19 protein-coding genes are annotated in these 21,960 nt (G+C 69.8%); 13 read left to right on the top strand and 6 right to left on the bottom strand.

Going from position 1 to position 21,960, the window contains the following annotated elements; genetic code table 11:
* Nucleotides 1-110 precede the first annotated feature (110 nt).
* Together EPO51_RS26305 and EPO51_RS26300 are read left to right on the top strand one after the other, a co-directional pair.
* Nucleotides 111-2,303: a TonB-dependent hemoglobin/transferrin/lactoferrin family receptor gene (locus EPO51_RS26305; RefSeq protein ID WP_293356932.1), complete on the top strand. Its 2,193-nt coding sequence runs from the start codon at nucleotides 111-113 to the stop codon at nucleotides 2,301-2,303.
* 17 nt (nucleotides 2,304-2,320) lie between these two features.
* Complete coding sequence (locus EPO51_RS26300; protein ID WP_293356931.1) at nucleotides 2,321-3,286, top strand: DUF6607 family protein; 966 nt, start codon at nucleotides 2,321-2,323, stop codon at nucleotides 3,284-3,286.
* Here EPO51_RS26300 and EPO51_RS26295 read toward each other — a convergent pair whose 3' ends face one another.
* Entirely contained in the window at nucleotides 3,287-4,804 is a 1,518-nt protein-coding gene (locus EPO51_RS26295; protein ID WP_293356929.1) for a PepSY-associated TM helix domain-containing protein, read from the bottom strand.
* Nucleotides 4,801-5,367 (bottom strand): hypothetical protein, encoded by a 567-nt coding sequence (locus tag EPO51_RS26290; protein WP_293356927.1) that lies wholly within the window; start codon nucleotides 5,365-5,367, stop codon nucleotides 4,801-4,803. The genes EPO51_RS26295 and EPO51_RS26290 overlap by 4 nt, the downstream gene beginning before the upstream one ends.
* A gap of 131 nt (nucleotides 5,368-5,498) precedes the next feature.
* On the opposite strand from EPO51_RS26290, the gene EPO51_RS26285 reads away from it, so the two are divergent.
* Nucleotides 5,499-7,724 carry a TonB-dependent receptor gene (locus tag EPO51_RS26285; protein ID WP_293356925.1) on the top strand — a complete coding sequence of 742 codons (2,226 nt, stop codon included), beginning with the start codon at nucleotides 5,499-5,501 and terminating at the stop codon, nucleotides 7,722-7,724.
* Here the strand turns inward: EPO51_RS26285 and htpX are convergent.
* From htpX to EPO51_RS26270, 3 genes are all read right to left on the bottom strand, one after another.
* Complete coding sequence (htpX, locus tag EPO51_RS26280) at nucleotides 7,721-8,647, bottom strand: zinc metalloprotease HtpX (RefSeq protein ID WP_293356923.1); 927 nt, start codon at nucleotides 8,645-8,647, stop codon at nucleotides 7,721-7,723. The genes EPO51_RS26285 and htpX overlap by 4 nt on opposite strands.
* Nucleotides 8,648-8,723: 76 nt before the next feature.
* A complete protein-coding gene (locus EPO51_RS26275; protein ID WP_293356921.1) occupies nucleotides 8,724-10,106 on the bottom strand; it encodes a putative bifunctional diguanylate cyclase/phosphodiesterase in 1,383 nt (460 codons plus the stop codon).
* Nucleotides 10,107-10,230: 124 nt separating this feature from the next.
* Nucleotides 10,231-11,484: a dicarboxylate/amino acid:cation symporter gene (locus EPO51_RS26270; protein ID WP_293356919.1), complete on the bottom strand. Its 1,254-nt coding sequence runs from the start codon at nucleotides 11,482-11,484 to the stop codon at nucleotides 10,231-10,233.
* 102 nt (nucleotides 11,485-11,586) lie between these two features.
* On the opposite strand from EPO51_RS26270, the gene EPO51_RS26265 reads away from it, so the two are divergent.
* The 8 genes from EPO51_RS26265 (at nucleotide 11,587) to EPO51_RS26230 (ending at nucleotide 19,424) form a co-directional block, all read left to right on the top strand.
* A complete protein-coding gene (locus EPO51_RS26265; protein ID WP_293356917.1) occupies nucleotides 11,587-13,032 on the top strand; it encodes an AMP nucleosidase in 1,446 nt (481 codons plus the stop codon).
* A 26-nt stretch (nucleotides 13,033-13,058) separates the two neighbouring features.
* Nucleotides 13,059-13,832 (top strand): tyrosine-protein phosphatase, encoded by a 774-nt coding sequence (locus tag EPO51_RS26260; RefSeq protein ID WP_293356915.1) that lies wholly within the window; start codon nucleotides 13,059-13,061, stop codon nucleotides 13,830-13,832.
* A gap of 49 nt (nucleotides 13,833-13,881) precedes the next feature.
* Nucleotides 13,882-14,655, top strand: a complete 774-nt coding sequence (locus tag EPO51_RS26255; protein ID WP_293356913.1) for a tyrosine-protein phosphatase — start codon at nucleotides 13,882-13,884, stop codon at nucleotides 14,653-14,655.
* 93 nt (nucleotides 14,656-14,748) lie between these two features.
* Entirely contained in the window at nucleotides 14,749-16,185 is a 1,437-nt protein-coding gene (locus tag EPO51_RS26250; protein WP_293356911.1) for an MFS transporter, read from the top strand.
* A 214-nt stretch (nucleotides 16,186-16,399) separates the two neighbouring features.
* Nucleotides 16,400-16,576 (top strand): Flp family type IVb pilin, encoded by a 177-nt coding sequence (locus tag EPO51_RS26245; RefSeq protein ID WP_293356909.1) that lies wholly within the window; start codon nucleotides 16,400-16,402, stop codon nucleotides 16,574-16,576.
* A gap of 120 nt (nucleotides 16,577-16,696) precedes the next feature.
* On the top strand, nucleotides 16,697-17,221 hold the full coding sequence (locus EPO51_RS26240; protein WP_363201459.1) for an A24 family peptidase: 525 nt from the start codon (nucleotides 16,697-16,699) through the stop codon (nucleotides 17,219-17,221).
* Nucleotides 17,222-17,223: 2 nt separating this feature from the next.
* Nucleotides 17,224-18,594, top strand: a complete 1,371-nt coding sequence (locus tag EPO51_RS26235) for a leucyl aminopeptidase family protein (RefSeq protein ID WP_293356907.1) — start codon at nucleotides 17,224-17,226, stop codon at nucleotides 18,592-18,594.
* Nucleotides 18,591-19,424, top strand: coding sequence for a C40 family peptidase (locus EPO51_RS26230; protein ID WP_293356905.1), 834 nt, complete (start codon nucleotides 18,591-18,593; stop codon nucleotides 19,422-19,424). Before EPO51_RS26235 ends, EPO51_RS26230 begins: the two co-directional genes overlap by 4 nt.
* A gap of 56 nt (nucleotides 19,425-19,480) precedes the next feature.
* Here EPO51_RS26230 and EPO51_RS26225 read toward each other — a convergent pair whose 3' ends face one another.
* A complete protein-coding gene (locus tag EPO51_RS26225; protein ID WP_293356903.1) occupies nucleotides 19,481-20,215 on the bottom strand; it encodes a c-type cytochrome in 735 nt (244 codons plus the stop codon).
* Nucleotides 20,216-20,352: 137 nt separating this feature from the next.
* On the opposite strand from EPO51_RS26225, the gene EPO51_RS26220 reads away from it, so the two are divergent.
* Together EPO51_RS26220 and EPO51_RS26215 are read left to right on the top strand one after the other, a co-directional pair.
* The gene (locus EPO51_RS26220; protein WP_293356901.1) at nucleotides 20,353-21,093 is read left to right on the top strand and encodes a 3-deoxy-manno-octulosonate cytidylyltransferase; all 741 of its coding nucleotides are present in this window, start codon (nucleotides 20,353-20,355) and stop codon (nucleotides 21,091-21,093) included.
* On the top strand, nucleotides 21,086-21,934 hold the full coding sequence (locus tag EPO51_RS26215; protein ID WP_465246640.1) for a prephenate dehydratase: 849 nt from the start codon (nucleotides 21,086-21,088) through the stop codon (nucleotides 21,932-21,934). The genes EPO51_RS26220 and EPO51_RS26215 overlap by 8 nt, the downstream gene beginning before the upstream one ends.
* Nucleotides 21,935-21,960 lie beyond the last annotated feature (26 nt).

Below are 21,960 nucleotides of genomic sequence, written 5' to 3'. Positions count from 1 at the left end.
CGGGATTGCGGCAAAGGTTGCGGGTGCGACAGAATGCGCCTGACTGCAATTGATTCTAAGAAGCATTCGCAATATGGACGATCCAGCTTTGCCTTTGGAGATCGTCCCCCATGCGTCTGGCCCTGTTCGGCGTCGCTTCCGTCCTGACCCTCGCCGCGGCCGGTCCCGCCCTGGCGGAGGACGACGCGGCGCTCGCCACCGTCGATCCGGTGACGGTGCTGGGGTCGCGCACCGAGAAGGCGGCCAGCGAAGTCCCGGCCACGGTCAGCGTGATCACCGCCGAGGAGCTGGAGGACCGCCTGGCCGCCGACATCGAGGACGTGGTCAAGTTCGAGCCGGGCGTTTCGGTTCGGTCCAGCCCGACTCGGTTCGGTGCGGCTCTCGGCACGACGGGGCGCGACGGGAACGCCGGGTTCAACATCCGCGGCCTGGAGGGAAATCGCGTGCTGATCCAGGTGGACGGGGTGCGCGTCCCCGACGGCTTCACCTTCGGCGCCCAGTCGGTGGGCCGCGGCGACTACCAGGATCTGGACCTGATGAAGTCGGTGGAGATCCTGCGCGGCCCGGCCTCGGCCCTGTACGGCTCGGACGGTGTGGCGGGCGCGGTCAGCTTCACCACCAAGGACCCGGTGGACTTCCTGCGCGACGGCAAGGCCTATGGCGGGCGGGTGCGCGGCTTCCACGGCTCGGCCGACGACAGCGTGGGGACGACGGCGGTGGCGGCGGGCCGGCAGGGGCGGCTTTCCGGGATGGTCGCCTACACCTACCGCCAGGGCCACGAGACCGAGACGCAGGGGGCCAACGATGCGGCCAACTCCGACCGGACGACGGCCAATCCGCAAGACATCCTGACCCGCTCGGTGCTGGGCAAGCTGGTGTTCGACGTCTCCGACGCCAACCGGGTGCGGCTGACCGCCGAGCACTACGACCGCGACATCAAGGCCAATGTCCTGTCGGGTATCGCCAAGCCACCGTTGGCGGCGACCAGCGTGATCGGCCTCCGCGCCGCTGACGACATCGAGCGCGACCGGGTGATGCTGGACCAGAGGCTGAGCTTCGACGGCGGGCCCGTCGACCGCATCCTGTGGTCGGCCTACTGGCAGAGGAGCCGGACGGTCCAGTACACCGCCGAGGACCGCAACACCGCCGCCGACCGGACGCGGCGCAACACCTTCGACAACCGCGTCTACGGCGTGTCCGCCCAGCTGGAGAGCGGGTTCGGCCTGGCGGGCGTGGAGCACAGGCTGATCTACGGCTTCGACGCCTCGCGCACCCGCCAGACGGGGGTGCGGGACGGCACGGTTCCGCCGGCCGGCGAGGCGTTCCCGATGCGGGCGTTCCCGACCACCGACTACACCCTGGTGGGCGCGTTCGTGCAGGACGAGATCGCGCTGCTGGATGGCCGGCTGACGCTGTTCCCGGCCCTGCGGTTCGACCATTACAAGCTGTCGCCGAAGGCCGACGGCTTGTTGGGAGCGTTCGTCCCCACCTCGTCGGACGACAGCCGCGTGTCGCCGAAACTGGGCGTGGTGTTCAAGCCGGCGGAACAGGCGCGGCTGTTCCTCAACTACGCCCAGGGGTTCAAGGCGCCGTCGCCTTCCCAGGTGAACAACGCCTTCGCCAACCCGATCCAGAACTACCGCTCGATCTCCAACCCCGACCTGAAGGCCGAGACCAGCGAAGCCTTCGAGGGCGGGGCGCGGTGGGTGACGCCGGTCTGGAGCGCCGAGGTCGTGGCGTTTGCCGGCGAGTACGAGAACTTCATTGAGCAGGTCCAGGTGGCCGGGACCTTCACGCCCACCGACCCCGGCGTCTTCCAGTTCGTGAACCTGTCGAAGGTGAAGATCCGCGGGATCGAGGCCCGGGCGCGGGTGAAGCTGGACAACGGCTTCGCGGGCTTCGCCTCGGCGTCGTACGCCAAGGGGAACAGCTACACGCCGGCCAAGGCGCCGCTGGACAGCGTCGATCCCGTGAAGCTCAGCGCCGGGGTCAGCTATCGCGAGGCCCAGGGCCGCTGGGGCGGCGAGCTCACCGTGGTCCATTACGAGAGGAAGGACGCCGACCGGGTCGCCCAGGCCTGCACGCCCGCCTGCCACCGGTCGGGCGCCTCGACGGTGCTGGACCTCACCGCCTTCTGGCGCGTGGCCGACGGGCTGACCGCGCGCGGGGGTGTGTTCAACCTGACGGATGAGACGTACGCTTACTGGAACGACGTGCGGGGGCTTTCGGCCACCGCCGTCAGCCGGGACGCCTATACGCAACCGGGACGCAACGTCTCGCTTTCGCTCACCTACGACTTCTAACGATGACGGACAGCGCCATGACCACTCGCCGCAACTGCCTCGCAATCGCACTCACCCTCAGCGTCGCGCCCGCCCTGGCGCTCGCCGCCGAGAAGGCGCCGGAGAAGGACCGGGCCTCGATCCTGGCCATGGCGGGCGACTACCGGGTGCATTTCGACATGCGCGAGACCGTGCCGTTCGTGGCCGACTACAAGCCGCTGGAGGAGAAGCACAGCGGCGGCTACGAGGCCGTCCGCGTGGTCGAGGACCGCGGCGACTTCATCAGCCTGCAGCACCTGCTGGTGGTGGACGACGACGGCAAGCCGATGATCGTCAAGCACTGGCGGCAGGACTGGACCTACCAGCCGGCCAAGGTGCTGACCTACGAGACCGCGAACCGCTGGGTGCTGAAGGACGTGCCCGCCGAGGCGCGCAGGGGGGCCTGGTCCCAGACCGTCTGGCAGACCGACGACAGCCCGCGGTACGGCGGGGTCGGCAAGTGGGTCTACGAGGGCGGCGTGGCGAGCTGGCAGAGCGACAGGACGCTGCGCCCGCTGGCCCGGCGCGACGCGGTGCGCAAGCCGGTCTACGCCTGGTACGCCGGCGTGAACCGCCACGCGCTGACGCCCGACGGCTGGGTGCATGAGCAGGACAACGCCAAGCTGGGCCTGAAGGACGGCAAGCCGGTCACCTATGTCCACGAGGTGGTGCTGAACACCTATTCGAAGTCGGATAAGTTCCAGGTGAAGGCGGCCGACGACTACTGGAACGCCACCAAGGGCTACTGGGCCGAGGTGCGGACCGCCTGGGACCGGGCCATCGACAAGGACCGCGGCGTGACGGTCACCGAAGAGGCCCAGAACGGCTCGATCGTCGGGCCGAAGCTGATGGGCCTGGCCGACGAGATCGCCGAGGGCAAGACGGCCCCGGCAGCCGCCATCGCCGAGGCCAGGACCCTGATCGCCGGCCCGGCGAAGGCCCGCCCGCTGGCGTCGCTGAAGTAGTCACTCGGCCGCGATCGCCGGCCGCTCGGCGTCGGCCGGGGCCCGCCTGCGGAGCATGCCGGTGGCTTCCGGCGCCATCAGGGTCAGGGCCAGGGCGGCCAGGGCGACGTCCACGCCCCATGCGGCGGGGTCGATGTCGCGCCCGCTCCAGGCGACCACGTGCGCGCCGGCGGTGGCCGCGAGGGCCGCGGCGCCGGCCGATCGCAGGCCGCGCGAAATCCGCACGGGGGCGAGGACCGCCGCCGCGCCCAGCGCCGCCAGGGTCGCACCACCCCAGACCGCCACGGGCGGGAGGCCGGCGGCGACGACGCCGAGCATAGCCGCACCATAGGCGAAGGGTTGGCTCCAGACCGTGGCGATCCAGACGCGCTCCCAGCGCGGGGCCGGGCGGCCCTTGGCGCGGCGGCGGGCCAGCCAGATGGCGACCCCGCTGGAGGTCACGGCGGTGAGGCCTATGCCCAACAGGCCATAGGCGATCTTGGTCGGCCAGCCGCCGAACCAGCCGAAGTGCGCCGGGCCGATGGCGCTGTAGAGGCTCTCGCCGACATTGCGGGCGCCGTAGCCGGAGCCGCCGAGCAGCGCGCCGGTGCGGTCGAAGCTGTAGATCTCCCGCGCCAGCCGGCCCGGCGTCCGGGTCCCGAAGCTGATGTGCTGCTGGGCCTGGCGGGGGTCCTCGACGACGGCGTAGGTGACCGCCGCGTCCGGCGCGATCCGCTTGAGCGTCGCCAGCATGGCCGTGAGGTCCGGGGGCGGCGCGGCCCGCTGGTCGTGCGCCGGCTCGGGGGTGGCGAAGAGGGCGTAGGCCTTCTCGGTGTCGCCCTTGAAGACCACCATCGCCAGCACGCCCACGATCACCGTCGAGAGGCCCAGCAGGGCGCCGGTCAGCGACAGGGTCACATGGAAGGGCAGGGCCCAGATGCCGATGCGGTTGTGCAGATCGGCTTCCTGCAGGCGCTTGGAGCCGCCCCAGCGCAGGTGGAAGGCGTCGCGGAACACGCGGGGATGCGCCAGGATGCCGGAGACCAGCGAGGACAGCAGCGCCACCCCCGTTAGGCCGACGACGAAGATCCCCCAACTGCGCGGCAGGTGGAGGTAGATGTGCAGGTCCTGAACGAAGTCGGTCCATGGCTTGTCGAGGCGTTCGCCCGCGCGGCCCTGGGCGTCCAGCGCCCACATCTTGTAATCCTCGCCTGTCCAGGTGGTCAGGACGAAGCGGGGCAGGCCCTCGCCCGGCAGGTTGATCACCACGCGGTTGGTGTCGGGGGTCAGCCGCAGGCCCGTCTCGAACGCGGTCTGCAGGACGCTGGCGGTGGGGGCGACCACGACCGGGTCCTGCGGCCGTTCCCAGCGCTGGAACTCCTGGATGAAGACCGCCGCGGTCCCGGAGAAGCAGACGAGGAAGATCAGCGCCGCGAAGGCCAGGCCCAGGGCGGAGTGTCCGGCCAGGACCGCGCGGACGAAGCTGGCGGGGACCTTGGGCCAGATCGGCCGGCCGGAACGCGTGGCGGTGCGGCTCATACGGCGAACCCCTTCAGGGCGGAGGCTGCGAAGGTGACCAGGGCCACGCCCACGAGGACGGCGGTGGCGCGGAGGATCCTGTCGTCGGCGAGGGTCCAGGCCATGCCGGCCGCCCACAGGACGGGCACGAGCATGCCGCCCAGCACCATGCGGGTCTGAGGCGCGCCCGGAACCCAGACCACGAAGGCCAGGCCCACGCCCATGGCCGCGACGCCGCCGATGGGCCCGGCCAGCAGGCCGCGCAGCCAGCCGCGCCAGGCCTTGGACGCCCGGTCGGACGGCTCCAACGCCAGCTCGCGCGGCGCCCTGGTCCTGGCGTCGCGGACCTTCACGCCGGCGGTGACGAGGGCGAGCACGGCCACCGGGATCAGGGCCAGGGCCAGGAACGTTCCCGGCGCGGCGCCCGCCGACGCCACGGCGACGGCCACCGCCGCCGCGGCCACGCCCCAGCCGGTGATGATCAGCCAAGGCCGCCGTGCGCCGCCCGCGCGCCAGGCGTGGCGCAGGGCCACGCCGGCCGCCGCGCCGCCGGCCAGGACCAGGGCCACGGTCGCCCCGCTCACGACGCCGTCTCCGTCAGATTCGCACGCATAGAAGCCCACGCTCTCCCCAAGTCATGCAGATTGATAATGAGATTGACTCGCAATTGCAACACAACTAGCGACCGCGCCACCACCTCAGGGGAGCTTGTCCGATGCCTGTCCGCCGTCCCGCCTTGTTTGCGCTGCTGTTAGCCTCCGCAGCCTCGGGCGCCCTCGGGGCGGAGACGGAGGCGCCGGCCGCGCAACTGGACGAGCTGGTGGTCACCGGGGAGAAGACGGACCGCTCGATCCAGGACACCCCCACCAGCGTCGCGGTGGTGACCGGCAAGGAGATCGCCGAGCAGAACCTGGTCGACGTCTACGACCTCATCAACCGCACCGCGAACCTCAACTCGATCTTCGGGAAGCAGGGCTTCACGATCCGCGGCATCGCCAACAGCAACGTCACGGGCGTCGGCACGGGCGACCTGGCGACGGTCTACCTGGACGGCTCGCCGCTGCCGCGGGCGGCGGTCAACGGCGGCCCGCTGGACCTCTGGGACCTGGCGCAGGTGGAGATCCTGCGCGGGCCGCAGTCGACGCTGCAGGGCCGCAACGCGCTGGCCGGGGCGATCGTCCTCAAGACCGCCGACCCCACCTACGAATGGACCGGCAAGGCCCGGGCGATCCTCACCGACCAGGACGAGCAGCGCCGGTTCGCCGCGGCCATCGGCGGCCCGATCGTTGCCGACCAGCTGGCGTTTCGCCTGGCCGCCGAGCGGTCGCGGGCCGATGGCCTGATCGAGAATCCGAACCGGAACGACGACCGCGCCGGGTTCCGTGATTCCGACGCCGTGCGGGCGAAGCTCCTGTTCACCCCCACCGACCTTCCCGGGCTGCGCGTGGTCGCCGCCTACCTGCACGACGAGCACAGCAACGGCTCGACCTATTCGTTCACCGACACGCCCGACAGTTGGAAGAACCGTACGGTCCTTGGCGACCGCGCCACCGTCGACAAGGTCCGCAGCGACATCGGCACGCTGGACGTCGGCTACAGGCTGTCGCCGCACCTGACCCTGGCGGCGGTCACGACCTACAGCCAAATCCGCGCCAGCACCGTCTACGACGGCGACAACCTGCCCATCGACAGCGCCTACGGCGACTTCACCCAGGACCAGAAGACCTTCAGCGAGGAGCTGCGGCTGAACTTCGAGCGAGGCCCGTTCAAGGGCCTGGTCGGTGGCTATTATTCGCACCTGGACAACAAGCACGACCGTTCGCACAGCGTCTTCAAGTTGAGCCCGGTGGACGACCTGGGCCTGCCGGCGGCGATCAGCGGCTTCTATCCGGCGGCGCTGACCATCGACACGAGCCAGTTCTATCCACAGACCGTCGAGACCGCGGCGATCTTCGGGGACGCCACCTGGCAGGTCGCGCCGCGCATCAAGCTGCACGGCGGCTTCCGCTACGACTACGAGCATCAGGTCCGGGCCAACGAGAACACGGTCGTCCTCGCCACGCCCCTGCCGAACCCCGCCGACTTCGGCGCGCTCGGCCCCACGGTGGCGGCCGTCAACGCGCTGATCAACGCCCAACTCCTGGCGGCCAACTCGTCGTCGCCTCCGGCCAAGACCACCTACAAGGCGTTCCTGCCGAAGGTCGGCGTCACCTTCGAGGTGACCGACGACGCCTCGCTGAGCGCCACCGTGCAGCGAGGCTATCGCTCGGGCGGCTCGGGCGTGAACCCCGGCCGCGGGGGGCTCTACGCCTACGACCCGGAATACACCTGGAACTATGAGCTGGCGTTGCGCTCGCTATGGCTGGACCGCCGCCTGTCGCTGAACGCCAACGCCTTCTACGTCGATTGGAAGGACCAGCAGGTGAACGTCCAGCTCAGCAGCAACGTCTACGACTACGAAACCCGGAACGCCGGGTCGTCGCGGATCTACGGCTTTGAGGTCGAGAGCCGCTTCCAGGCGACGGCGGAGATCAGCGCCTATGCCTCGCTGGGCTACGCCAACACCCGCTTCAAGGAGTTCATGGTGACCGGCGCGACCGTCGCGGACCTGTCCGGGAACGAGTTCGCGAACGCGCCGCGCGTGACCTTCGCGGCCGGCGGCACGTGGAAGAGCGAGGCGGGCTGGTTCGTGAACCTCAACGCCAGCCACCGGTCGGCCGCTTACCAGGCGGTCCTGGACCAGAGCCGCCGAGAGCTGAAGGCGCGCACGCTGGTGAACGCCAAGGCCGGCTGGCGGAACGACCGCTACGGCGCCTACCTCACGGCCGCCAACATCTTCAACACCCACCACTTCGACTACCAGTACCTGAACGGCGGTCGTCGTCAGGCCCTGCTGGGCGAGCCGCGGCTGGTGGGCCTGACGCTGGAGGCAAGCCTCTAGGACCAGGGCCCCGTCCGGCGCGCCCGGGTGATCGGGACCGCCGTGCCGCGCGCGGGGCCGCGGACCTGGCCGGTCATGCCCAGCAGGGCCTCCACGCGGTTGTGCGTGGCCGGGTGGGTGGAGAACAGGCTGTCCCCCTTGCCGCCCGCCAGGGGATTGATGATGAACATGTGGGCGGTGGCCGGATTGCGCTCGGCGTCGGGATTGAAGTAGCCGCCCTTGGCGTAGGCCTCGATCTTCTGCAGGGCCGAGGCCAGGGCCTGCGGGTCGCCCGAGATCTCGGCGCCCGCGCGATCGGCCTCGTACTCTCGGCCGCGGCTGATGGCCATCTGCACCAGGCCCGCGGCGATCGGGCCGATGACGGCGATGACGATGGCGCCGATCAGGCCGGTGGGACGGCCCGCCTCGTCGCGGCCGCCGAAGAAGAAGGCGAAGTTGGCGAGCGCCCCGATCGCGCCGGCGATGGTGGCGGTGATGGTCATGGTGAGCGTGTCACGGTTCTTCACGTGCGCCAGCTCATGGGCCATGACGCCGCGGATCTCGCGGCGGTCCAGCATGGAGAGCAGGCCGCGAGTGGCCGCGACGGCGGCGTGCTGGGGGTCGCGGCCGGTGGCGAAGGCGTTCGGCTGGTCCTGGTCGATGACATAGACCCTGGGCGCGGGGATGTTCGCCCGCCCGGCCAGCTCCAGCACGTCGGCGACGTAATTCCGGATCAGCGGCTCGGGGTGCGAGGCGTCGACCTCGACCGCCCGGTACATGGAGAGCACGATCCTGTCGGCGTTCCAGTAGCTGACCAGGTTCATCGCGCCGGCGAACAGCAGGGCGATCAGCATGCCGGTGGGGCCGCCGACCATGTAGCCGGCGCCCACGAAGAGCGCGGTCAGGACGGCGAGCAGGGTGAAGGTGCGAAGGTGGTTGCGCATGGTTCCCATGTTGACGTTCGGAGGGCCCTGAAAGGACCCTTCCGCCATATGGGGACAGTTATACGCGTATGGAAGATCAGCCGACGGCGGCGAGGCGCGGAGCCGGGACGTTCTGCTCGCGAAGGATCGCCTCCATCGCGTCCGCCGGCATCGGGCGGGCGAAGAAATAGCCCTGCATGCGCTCGCAGCCGGCCGAACGCAGGAACAGCGCCTGGCCCTCGGTCTCGACGCCCTCGGCGACGATGCGCACGCCTAGCGAACGGGCCGCGTGCAGCAGCGAGGCCACCAGCTTCGAGACGCGGCTGTCGCGCCCCACGTCGTCGATCAGCGAGCGGTCCAGCTTCACCGTCTGGATCGGCAGGTGCATCAGCGCGCGCAGGTTGGAGTAGCCGGTGCCGAAGTCGTCGAGGGCGACGTTCACGCCCTTGGCGGCCAGCCGCTCGATGTGGCGGCGGGAGAGCGCCAGGTCCTGGAGCAGGAAGGTCTCGGTGATCTCGACGGTCAGGGCGGTGGCGGGCAGGGCGGTCTTCGCCAGCCGTCCGATCAGCTTGCGGGAGAAGGCGGGGTCCAGCAGGTCGCGGGGCGAGACGTTGCAGGCTACGGATTCGATCAGGCCCTCGGCGACCCAGGGCGCGGTGCGGGCGCAGGCGGCCTCGAACACCGCCTCGTCGATCACGCGGATCAGCCCCAGCTCTTCGGCCATCGGCACGAAGGCGGCGGGGGCGAGGAGGCCCTTCTCGGGATGGTTCCAGCGGGCGAGCACTTCCACGCCGACCATGCGGCCGGTCATGGAGTCGATGATCGGCTGAAACCAGGGCTCGATCTCGCCGGCGGGGATGGCGCGGCGCAGCTCGTCTTCCAGGGTCCGGCGCCGCTCGCTCTCCTCGCGGAGCCGGGCGTCGAAGCGCGACCAGCGACGGCCGCCGCCGGACTTGGCCCGGTAGAGCGCCATGTCGGCGAAGTGCTGCAGGTCGGCGGCGTCCTGGGCGTCGTCGGGGAACACCGCCACGCCCACCGAACCGCCGGGCGAAACGGCGCGGCCGTAGATGAAGTGCTGCTGGCCCAGCGCCGAGACCAGGCGTTCGGCGCGGGCGGCGGGATCGGGATCGTCGGACACCAGGGCGAATTCGTCGCCGCCCAGGCGGGCGATCAGCTCGCCGGGGGCGGCGTCGTCGCGCAGGCGCCGGCCCAGCTCGGCCAGCAGCAGGTCGCCGGCGTGGTGGCCCAGACTGTCGTTCAGGTGCTTGAAGCGGTCCAGGTCGATGACGAAGAGGGCGACCTTGGCGCCGGTCTCGCGCGCGGCATCCATCCGCTCGCAGAGGCCGGACGAGAAGGCGCCGCGGTTCACCAGGCCGGTCAGGGAATCCGTCTGCGCCAGCCGCAGGACCATGGCCCGCTCGGCTTCGAGCTCGGCCACGCGGGCGGCGAGTTCGGCATGGCTTTTCGGCGATTGCGGCACGGGCGTTCTGCGTGGGTCCTGGGTTGGACCACACCATCCCCCATACGAGGCGAACGCCGGGTTAAGCGATAGGGTTAGCGGACGTTAGGACGCAGGCTCGATAGCCCGCGTCCATGCCCCGGCCTCAGGCCTTGGCCGCTTCCGCCTCGGCCGGCGGTTCTTCGATCTGGTTCTCCCACTTGGCGACCACGGCGGCGGCCACCGAATTGCCGACCACGTTGGTGGCCGAACGGCCCATGTCGAGCAGGTGGTCGACGGCCAGGATCAGCAGCAGGCCGGCCTCGGGCAGGTCGAAGTAGGTGAGGGTGGCGGCGATCACCACCAGCGAGGCGCGAGGCACCCCGGCCATGCCCTTGGACGTGATCATCAGGAGCGCCAGCATGGTGATCTGCTGGGCGATGCTGAGTTCGATCCCATAGACCTGCGCGATGAACAGCGTCGCGAAGGTGCAGTACATCATCGAACCGTCGAGGTTGAACGAGTAGCCCAGGGGCAGCACGAAGCTGGCCACCTTGCGCGACACGCCCCACTTCTGGAGCTCTTCCAGGGTCCGGGGATAGGCCGCCTCGGACGAGGCGGTGGAGAAGGCCAGCAGGACCGGGCTGCGCAGCCGGCCGATCAGCTTGATCGCGCGGGGGCCGACGATCAGGACGGCCACCCCGATCAGCAGGGCCCAGAGGATGCCCAGCGACAGGTAGAAGCCGCCGACGAACTTGGCGTAGGTGGCCAGCACGTCGAGACCCTGGGTGGCGACGCTGGCGCAGAGCGCCGCGAAGATCGCCAGCGGGGCGGTCTTCATCACGTAGCCGGTCACCTTCAGCATGATGGTGGCGCCCTGCTCGACCAGGTTCAGCACCGCCGGCGCCTTGTCGTCGATGGCCGAGACGGCCGTGCCCACCAGAACCGAGAACACCACGATCTGCAGGATCTCGTTCCTGGCCATGGCGTCGACGATCGACGAGGGCACCAGATGGGTGACGAACTCGCGGAGCGTGAACTTGGTCGTCTCGATCCCCGCGGCGGCGTCGATCGGCGGCGCCACCAGCGACAGGCCCGAGCCCGGCTGGATCAGGTGGACCATCAGGAGGCCGATGGTGAGCGACGTGATCGAGGCCAGGATGAACCAGCCGATGGTCTTCACGCCGACCCGGCCCACTTCCGAGGCGTCGCCCATGTGCGCGATCCCGGCCACCAGGGTGGTGAAGACCAGGGGCGCGATGATCATCTTGATCAGGCGCAGGAAGAGGTCGGTGACGATCGAGAGGTTGGAGGCGATCTCTTTCGCGCCCTCGGCCGACATCGACTGGTTGATGACGTAGCCGACGAGGACGCCGAGCACCATGGCGCCCACGACGAAGGCGGTGAAGAGACGATTCATGCAGACCCCGAGGATATTCGGGGGCCTTTGTCGCCGGGATGAAGCCGTCCGTCCAGCACGCCGGATTCGCAAGCGTCACGGACCGGCGCTATAAGGCGGCGGATGAAGAAACAAGAAGCAGCCGGCATCGTCGATCGGCTCGAGAGCGAATATCGCCAAAGCGTCGAGGCTCTCCGCACCGCCCTAAAATCCTTCCTGTCCGGCGGACCGCCGCCCGAACCCGCCGTCCGGCGGAACGGCGCCTATGTCTATCCGGAGCTGCGGCTGACCTGGCCGCCGGGACAGCCGTATCCGCGCACCAGCCGCGCCTTCGCCCGCCTGCCGTCGGCGGGGCGCTATGCGATCACGGTGACCCGGCCCGAGCTCTACCGCGACTATCTGATCGAGCAGCTCAGCCTGCTGCAGGAGGACTTCGACATCACGCTGGAGGTGGGCCGCTCCAGCCAGGAGATCCCGTTCCCCTACGTGCTGGACCCGGCCGACATGGCCATGGCCGACATCAGCTCGGTGGAGATCGCCCGACACTTCCCGACCACGGAGCTTGCCGACATCGGCGACGAGATCGCCGACGGGTCCTGGATGGCCAAGGGCGACGCGCCGCGGCCGCTGGCGCTGTTCGACGGCCTGCGCACCGACTTCTCCCTCGCGCGCCTGGCGCACTACACGGGGGCGCCCGCCGAGCACACCCAGCAGTTCATCCTGTTCACCAACTACCATCGCTACGTGGACGAGTTCGTGGCCTGGGGCTGCCGCCAGCTCCAGGCGGGCGGACCCTACACGGCGCTGTCTGCGGCGGGCCATGTCTACGTCACGCCCGACACCCCCAATCCGGAGGCGGCCGTGGCCGCCGGGACCTGGCGCAAGCACCAGATGCCGGCCTATCACCTGATCGCGCCGGGCCGGGCGGGCATCACCCTGGTCAACATCGGCGTCGGTCCGTCCAACGCTAAGACGGTCTGTGACCATCTTGCGGTGCTCAGGCCCCAAGCCTGGCTGATGATCGGCCACTGCGGCGGCCTGCGCGGCAGCCAGAAGATCGGCGACTATGTCCTGGCCCACGCGTACCTGCGCGACGACCACGTCCTGGACAAGGTGCTGCCGCCCGAGATCCCGATCCCGCCGCTGGCGGAAATCCAGCTCGCGCTCAACGCCGCCGCCGAGCAGGTGACCGGCGAGACGGGCGACATCCTGAAACGGCGCCTGCGCACCGGCACGGTGGTCTCCACCGACGACCGGAACTGGGAGCTGAAGTATTCCTCCAGCGCGCTCAGGTTCAACCAGAGCCGGGCCGTCGCCATCGACATGGAAAGCGCCACCATCGCCGCCCAGGGCTATCGGTTCCGGGTCCCGTACGGGACGCTGCTCTGCGTGTCGGACAAGCCGCTGCACGGCGAGATCAAGCTGCCCGGCCAGGCCAACGCCTTCTACGACCGGGCCATCGGCCAGCACCTGCAGATCGGCCTGGCGGCCATCGACCTGCTCAAGCAGGAAGGCAACCGCCTGCACTCGCGCAAGCTGCGCAGCTTCGACGAGCCGCCGTTCCGGTAGGCCGCGACTCGCGAGATCGTGGCGCGATGACTCGGCACATCGACTTCGACGCCATCGAGAACTTCCGCGACTTCGGCGGCTATGCGACCGCCTGTGGGCGGGGGCTGGTTTCCGGGCGGCTGTACCGTTCGGGGCATCACGCGCATGCGACGGACGCGGACCTGGCCAAGCTCCAGGCCCTGGGCCTGGCGGCGATCGTCGACCTGCGCCAGCCGAACGAGCGGGAGCGGGAGCCGTCGCGGCGGTGGGCGGGGTTCGATGGCCTGGTCGTGGAGAACGACATCCTGTCGGGCCAGGACTGGGTGCGCGAGCTTGAGGGTTCGCCGCTGACGGCCGAGTCGCTCGTCGCCGACACCCTCCGGCACTATCGCGCGAACGTCTTCGAGCCCCGGCTGGTCGACCTGTTCGGGCGGTTCCTGCGTTCCGTGGGCGAGGCGGACGGCGCCGTCGTGGTCCACTGCGCGGCCGGCAAGGACCGCACCGGCCTGGCCTGCGCGTTCCTGCATCAGATCGCAGGGGTCCACCACGACGACATGATCGCCGACTATCTGATGACCAACGACGAGAGCCGGCTGGAGCGGAAGATGGCGCAGGCGGGTGGGTTCGTGGAGCGGCTGGTCGGACGGCGGCCGTCGGACGAGGCGCTCCGGGCCTGGGTGCAGGTCTATCCCGAGTTCCTGGACGCCGCCTTCGACGAGATCCGCGGCCGGTGCGGCTCGGTCGACCGCTACCTGGAAGAGGTGCTCGGCGTGGACGCGGCGCTGCGCGAGCGGATCCACGCCCGCATGTTGGGCGGTTGACGCCGCGGCCGCCTCGAATTCTTCGCGGAAGGTGGCTAGAACACGCGGAATGACCCGACATCTCCCCTTCGACGCCATCGAGAACTTCCGCGACTTCGGAGACTATGCGGCCGGGCAGAAGCGGCTGAAGCGGGGCCTGCTCTACCGCTCGGCGGGGCAGTCCAAGGCCACGGACGCCGACCTCGAGAAGCTGGCGGGCCTGGGCCTTTCGGTGATCGTCGACCTGCGGCGCGCCAACGAGCGCGAAAAGGAGCCGTCGCGGCGCTGGAACGGCTTCTCCGCCGAGGTGATCCAGAACGACATCGGCCAGGACACCGCCGACGAGTGGTCGACCTTCATCCAGAGCTCGGACCTGACGCCGGCCTCGTTCCACGCCTACATGATGGACTATTACCGCCACGCCCCGTTCCAGCAGCGCCACATCGACCTGTACGCACGCTACTTCCGCGCCCTGGCCGGCACGGAAGGCCCGATCCTGGTCCACTGCGCGGCGGGCAAGGACCGCACCGGCATCATCTGCGCGCTGACCCACCACGTGGCCGGCGTCCACGACGACGACATCCAGGCCGACTACCTGCTGACCAATGACCCGGCGCGGATGGAGAAGCGGCTGCCGATGATCCGCGAGGTGGTCCGGGAAGCCACCGGCCGCATCGCCTCGGACGAGGCGCTGATGACGGCCATGCGGGTGGAGGCCGAATATCTCGCCGAGGCGTTCCGGGTGATGCGCGAGGCGCACGGCTCGCTGGACGGCTACCTGGGCGAGGCCCTGGGCCTCGACGCGGCCCTGCGCGCCGCCATCCACGACCGCCTGCTGGCCTAGGTCCCGGCCGCTCAAGTAACCATCGACAACCTATCTCCGCGGTTTACGGTGGACCCAAGGCCGTCCCCGAGTGCGGCTATGCGGGATGCCAGAGTGAAAGACACCGACGCCGCCGACACCCGTGGCTCGTTCGCCGCCGACAACGGCCGATTGGACCGCGGCGGCGTGGCCTGGTCGATCTTCGAGGGCGGCCGCGACCCCTTCGTCATCCTGATCACGATCTATATCTTCATGCCCTACGTGGCCTCGTCGATGATCGGCGACCCGGTGCGGGGCCAGGAGGTCATCAGCCACGCCCAGCAACTGGCCGGCTGGACGGTAATGGCCACCGCGCCGTTCATCGGCGCCTCGATCGACAAGCTGGGACAGCGCAAGGGCTGGCTGGGCCTGATCGTCGCGCTGATGATCCCGCTGTGCGCCGCGCTGTGGTGGGCCAAGCCGGACGGCACGGGCCTGTCGGTCGGCATGACCATGCTGTTCGCCATGACGGTGCAGGTGCTGTTCGCCTACAACGAGATCTTCCACAACTCGCTGCTGGTCCGCGCGGCGGGATTGCAGGGCGCGCACAAGGCCTCGGGCCTGGCGCTGTCGCTGGGCAACCTGTTCTCGGTGCTGGCCCTGGTGTTCACCGCCTGGGCCTTCGCCCTGCCGGGCAAGGTGGATTGGAGCTGGGTGCCGTCGGCGCCGCTGTTCGGCCTGGACCCGGCGACGCACGAGCCGGAGCGGGTGGTCGCCCTGCTGGCCGCGGGCCTGTTGTTCTTTGGCTCGATCCCGCTGTTCCTCTGGACGCCCGATGCGCCGCGGACGGGTACGCCGGTGGGCCGCGCCTTCGCCCAGGGCGCGGCCGAACTCTGGCGGATGCTGAAGACCATCAGCCACTTCAAGGACGCGGCGGTCTACATCGGCTCGCGGATGTTCTTCGTCGACGGGATGAACGGGGTGCTGGTCTACGCCGGGGTCTATGCGGTGGGCGTGATGAAGTGGGGCGGGCTGGAGATGCTGGCCTATGGCATCCTGCTCTCCATCGTCGCCGTGCTGGGCGGGTTTGTCGGCCGCTGGCTGGACGCCGGGATAGGGCCGAAGAACGCGCTGCGGCTTGAGATCGTGATGACCATGGTGGCGATGACCGGCTTCCTGGGCATGCGACCGGACCTGATCCTGTTCTTCTGGCCGTACGATGCGGGGACGGCGGCGCCGGTGTGGGGCGGGCCGGTGTTCACGCACCTGCCGGACGTGGTCTTCGTGTTGGTGGGCTTCATCAGCGCCATCTTCATCACCGCCCAATACGCCTCCAGCCGCACCCTGCTGACGCGCATCACACCGCCGGCCCAGACCGGCGCGTTCTTCGGGGTCTACGCCCTGTCGGGAGTCGCCACGGCGTGGCTGGCGCCGACCCTGGTCAACCTCGGAACCCGCGCCACGGGCACGCAGCAGGGGGGCTTCGCCACCTTGCTGCTGCTGCTGGCGGTCGGCCTCGTCGGCTTGGCCTTCGTGCGCGGCGGCGGCCGCGGCTCAGCTTACGCGGCGTGACGACAGGTTGATTCCCTTGGGGAATCCGAAGCTTTGCCGGCATATGGTTTACGGATATCAACCTTTAACGCCCGGTAATCGTATACGGATATTAGGCATCCGGATTCATGCGCTCTTAAACGCGGTGGGGGACATTGGTCGTGTTCTTCGGGGCGAGCAGGCGAGAGCTTGGAGCCCCCCACAGTCTGCTCGCTGAATCTAGGAGAGAATTAAAATGACCAAGTTCATGACCCGCTTCCTGAAAGACGAATCCGGCGCGACCGCCATCGAGTATGGCCTGATCGCCGCCCTGATCGCCGTCGTCCTCGTGGGCGCCCTCGGCGCCCTGGGCACCGAGCTCAACACCACCTTCAAAACGATTGAGACCGCGCTCAAGGACGCGAACACCTAAGCGCTCGTCCAGATCGAGACAAAGGCCTCCGGCGGAAACGCCGGGGGCCTTTTTTCTTTTCAAGCTATGCTGCAACGGTCCGTTCATTCGCTGGAAGGCATAAGGACGATCAGAGAGGTCATGCCCCCGATGCTCGCGTTGCTCGCCGCCGTTCTTGTGCTGCTTTTTCCGGCCCTGGTCCTGGCCGCAGCCTTCAGCGACGCGATCTCGTTCACGATCCCCAACTGGATCTCGCTGGCGCTGCTGGCCCTGTTCCCTGTCGCCGGCCTCGCCGTGGGCCTGCCGCTTTCGACGCTGGGGCTGCACCTGGCCATCGGCGTCGCGGCCCTGCTGGCCGGCATGGTCATGTTCGCCCTGCGCTGGATGGGCGGGGGCGACGCCAAGCTGATCGCCGCCGCGGCGCTCTGGCTGGGCTGGCCGGCGCTCACCACATTCGTGCTTGGCACCGCCGTAGCGGGCGGCGGCCTGGCGATCCTGCTGCTGTCGCTGCGTTCCGCGAACCTGCGCCCGATCGTCGCGCTGGGCCCCCGCTGGGTGAACCGCCTGGCCGACGGGGAGCAGGGCATCCCCTATGGCCTGGCGATCGCCATCGGCGCCCTCACCGCCTTCGCGAGCTCCCCCTTCGCCGCAGCCGTGGGGCTCTGACCATGAGCGAGACGATCCTCGAGGCCTGGGACGGGCCGGTCACGCCGATCCACGCGATGACCGAGGCCGAAACGACCGCGGCCCTGGAGGCCGATGCGTTCGCCGCGGCGCTCGCCCGCACCGCCGAGTTCAAAGGCAAGCCGGGCCAGGTCCTGCTGATCCCCGACGCCACGGGCGCGCTCGATCGCGTCCTGTTCGGCGCGGGCGACGCCTGGACGACCTTCCGCGCCTTGCCCGCCAAGCTGCCGGGCGGCGTCTATCGGATCGCCCGCAAGCCCGACGCCGTCGGCGCCGACCAGGCCGCCCTGGCCTTCGCGCTGGGGGGCTACCGCTTCGACCGCTACAAGACACGAGAAGGCGAACGGCCCCGCCTGCTGGCGGAGGGCGCCGACGTCACCGAGGTCCGGCAGGTGGCCCACGCCTGCGCCCTGGCCCGCGACATGGTCAACACGCCGGCCAACGACATGGGGCCGCTGCAGATCGAGACCATCGCCCGCGAGATCGCCGAGCAGCACGGCGCCACGATCACGGTGATCGAGGGCGAGGGCCTGCTGGAGGCCAACTACCCGGCCATCCACGCCGTCGGCCGCGCGGCCGACCCCGCCCGCAGCCCGCGGTTCATCGAGATGAGCTGGGGCAAGCCGGGCAAGCCGCTGGTCTGCATCGTCGGCAAGGGCGTGGTGTTCGACACCGGCGGCCTGGACATCAAACCGTCGGCCGGCATGCGGCTGATGAAGAAGGACATGGGCGGCGCCGCCCACGCCCTCGCGCTGGGCCGCATGGTCATGGCCGCCGGCCTGCCGGTGCGCCTGGCGGTGCTGGTGCCGGCGGTGGAGAACGCCATCTCGGGCGACGCCATGCGGCCGGGCGACGTGCTGGCCTCCCGCAAGGGGCTCTCCATCGAGGTGGGCAACACCGACGCCGAGGGCCGCCTGATCCTGGCCGACGCCCTGACGCGGGCCGGCGAGCTGGAACCGGCCCTGACCATCGACATGGCCACCCTGACCGGCGCGGCCCGGATCGCGCTCGGACCGCAGCTTCCGCCGTTCTACACGGACGACGAGGAGCTGGCGGCGCAGATCGACTCGGCAGCCAAGGCGGAATCGGATCCCCTGTGGCGGATGCCGCTCTGGAAGCCCTACGCCGACGCGCTGGACAGCGACGTGGCCGAGATCAAGAACGACCCCGACGGCTGGGCCCAGGCGGGTTCGGTCACGGCGGCCCTGTTCCTGCAGCGGTTTGCGCCGCCGGGCCCGTGGGTCCATCTAGACATATTCGCGTGGAACCCCCGCGCCCGTCCCGGATTCCCCGGCGGCGGTGAAGCCCAGGCCATCCGTGGCCTCTACCGCATGATCCGCGAGCGTTTCGCATGAAGCATGATCCGCGCATCACGCCCTGGCGCGACGGCATCGCCGCCCGCAGCCTGGAAGGCGTGCTGGAAGCCGAGGTGTACCTCGATCCCAAGGCCATGGGCTGCATGGCGCCCGCCGCGGCGATCCGCTCGGCGCCCGACGCCAATTCCGAACAGATGGACCAGATTCTGTTCGGCGAGCGGTTCGAGGTCCTGGAGGAAGAGGGCGCGTGGCTGTTCGGCCAGGCCGCCCGCGACGGCTATGTGGGCTTCGTGGAGGCGGCGGCCCTGGCCCTTGCCGGCCCGATGCCCACGCACCGCGTCGCGGCCCTGCGCACCTACGCCTTCGCCGAAGCCAGCATCAAGTCGCGCGCGCTCGGCCCCTATTCGATCAACAGCCTGGTCACGGTGGAAGCCGTCGAGGGCAGGCTGGCCAAGGTCGCCGGCGCCGGCTGGATGACCGCGGCGCACCTGTCGCCCATCGGCCAGTTCGAGGACGATTGGGCCGCGGTGGCGGAGCGCTTCGTGGGCGCGCCCTACCTCTGGGGCGGCCGCGAGAGCCTGGGCCTCGACTGCTCGGGGCTGATCCAGCAGGCGCTGTTCGCCTGCGGCCGGGCCTGCCCGCGCGACACCGACCAGCAACAGGCGATCGGTGCGCCGATCGAGGCGGCCGACTTCGGCCGCGGCGACCTGGTGTTCTGGAAAGGCCATGTGGCGCTGGGGATCGGCGAGGGACGCATCGTCCACGCCAACGGCCATCACATGGCGACGGTCGTCGAAACGCTCGCCGAGGCCATCGCCCGCATCGACGGCGCGGGATCCGGCCAGCCGACAGGCTATCGGCGGGTCTGAAACGAAAATGGCCGGGACTGAGCCCGGCCATTCCGTAATCCAATTTTCCGCCGCCGCTATTTCTTCGCGGGGGCCGCAGCCGGCGCGCCGGGGGCGGCGGGAGCCTGGCCGGCCGGACCGCCGCTGGTGGAGGCCGGAGCGGCCGTCGTGGCGGTGGGCTGGCCTTCGGCGGCCACCGGAGCCGCGGCGCCTTCCGCGGCCGGAGCCGCGCCGGCCGCCGGGGCCGCCGCGCCGGGCGCACGCGACGGATCGGGCGCGGGGACGGCCAGGGTGCCGCCCTGCGACTTGAGGTAGGCGATCAGGTTGATGCGGTCTTCCGGCTTCTTGATGCCGACGAAGGTCATCTTGGTGCCGGGGATGTACTTCTGCGGGCCCTTGATGAACTCGTAGAGGTGATCGTAGTCCCAGGCCGGCTGCTTGCCGCCGAAGTCGGTCATGCCCGCCGAATAGGCGAAGCCGCCGTGCGTGCCGGGCTTGCGGCCCACGACGCCCCACAGGTCCGGGCCGGTGCCGTTCGGGCCGCCTTGCTGGATCGAGTGGCAGGACTTGCACTTGGCGAAGGTGGCTTCGCCCGCCGCCACATTGGCCGTCGGCAGGACCGTGCCCCAGTCCGGCGGCGTGTCCGCGACGGCGCCGCCTTCACCGCCCTCTTCGGCGACTTCGACCATGTAGCCGGGCTTGGAAGGATGCTCGGGGGTGAAGACACCCGCCGAAAGCTCACGAAGGCCGACAATGGCCAGACCCGTCGCCAGGACGGCGCCGGCGATCTTGTTGAACGTAAGGTCGCTCATAATCCCCTAGTCACGCCTCTATTCGGCCGTAGAGCAGAGCCCCCGGACGCGCGGGAATCCCGCCCCTTATTGCGTGCGGCTCTCTTACACGCTACCGGCGCTCGCGCAACCGCCCAAGACGTCCCAGCCCATACGGCATGAACCCGATTGTCCTCATCCCCGCGCGCATGGCCGCGACACGCCTGCCGGGGAAACCCCTGGCGGACATCGATGGCGTACCCATGATCGTGCGCGTCCTGCGCCAGGCGCAGGCGGCGAACGCCGGTCCGGTGGCCGTGGCGGCGGGCGATCCCGAGATCGTGGAGGCGGTGGCGAAGGCGGGCGGGACCGCGGTGCTCACCGATCCGGACCTGCCGTCGGGCTCGGACCGCATCCTGGCGGCGCTGGCGCAGCTCGACCCCGGGCGCGAGCATGACGTGGTGATCAACCTGCAGGGCGACATGCCGTTCGTTTCGCCGGCGGTGCTGGCCGCGTGCGCCGGCCTGCTGGAGCGGGAGGCGTCCTGCGACATCGCCACCGTGGTGGCGCCCGAAGCGTCGCCCCATGACCGGAGCAATCCGGACGTGGTGAAGGCGGTGCTGTCGATGCAGGCGGACGGCCGCAGCGGCCGGGCGCTCTACTTCACCCGCTCCACCCTGCATGGCGATCAGCCGGTGTGGCGGCATATCGGCATCTATGGCTACCGCCGCGCGGCCCTGGAGCGGTTCAACGCCGCGCCGCCGTCGCCGCTGGAGACCCGCGAGAAGCTGGAACAGCTCCGCGCCCTGGAACTGGGACTTTCGATCTGGGCCGCCGTGGCCGACGACGCGCCGATCTCCGTGGACAACCCGTCCGACCTGGAGCGCGCGCGACAGTATGCAAGGACACTCCATGAGTAAGGGACGCATCGCCTTCCAGGGCGAGCTGGGCGCCAACAGCCATGAGGCCTGCATGGCGGCGTTTCCCGAGATGGAGCCGGTTCCCAACGCCACCTTCGAGGAGGCGTTCGAGGCCGTGCAGTCCGGCGGCTGCCAACTGGGCATGATCCCGGTGGAGAATTCGATCGCCGGCCGGGTGGCCGACGTGCATCACCTGCTGCCGTCGTCGGGCCTGAAGATCATCGGCGAGCGGTTCAAGCCGATCCATTTCCAGCTGATGGCCAATCCGGGCACGAAGCTGGAGGACGTGGCCACGGTGCTGTCCATGCCGTTCGCCCTGGGCCAGTGCCGCAAGACGCTTAAACGCCTGAACCCGAACCTGAAGAGCGAGCCTACCGGCGACACGGCCGCATCCGCGAAGCTGCTGGCCGAGCACCCCGATCCGACCAAGGCGGCGCTGGCGCCGGCCCTGGCCGCCGAGATCTATGGCCTCGATATCCTGGCGCGCGACGTCGAGGACGAGCGCAACAACACGACCCGGTTCCTGATCATGACGGCGGACGCCAATCCGCCGCCGCCGCCGTTCACCGAGCCCTGCGTGACCAGCTTCATCTTCCGGGTCCGCAACCTGCCGGCGGCGCTCTACAAGGCGCTGGGCGGCTTCGCCACCAACGGCGTCAACATGACCAAGCTCGAGAGCTACATGGAGAACGGCGCCTTCACGGCCACCTTCTTCTACGCCGAGGTCGACGGGCGGCCCGAGGATAAGGGCCTGGCCCGCGCCTTCGAGGAACTTCGGTTCTTCTCCGAGCGGTTCGAGATCCTGGGCGTCTATCCGGCCGATCCGTTCCGCAGCCGCTAGACAAGGGGCGCCCCTCCCGGCGTCGG

It is taken from the genome of Phenylobacterium sp. (assembly GCF_004297125.1).
Taxonomy (GTDB): domain Bacteria; phylum Pseudomonadota; class Alphaproteobacteria; order Caulobacterales; family Caulobacteraceae; genus Phenylobacterium.
Note: the sequence above shows the minus strand (reverse complement) of the source record. Positions and strands in the feature narration are given on the sequence as shown.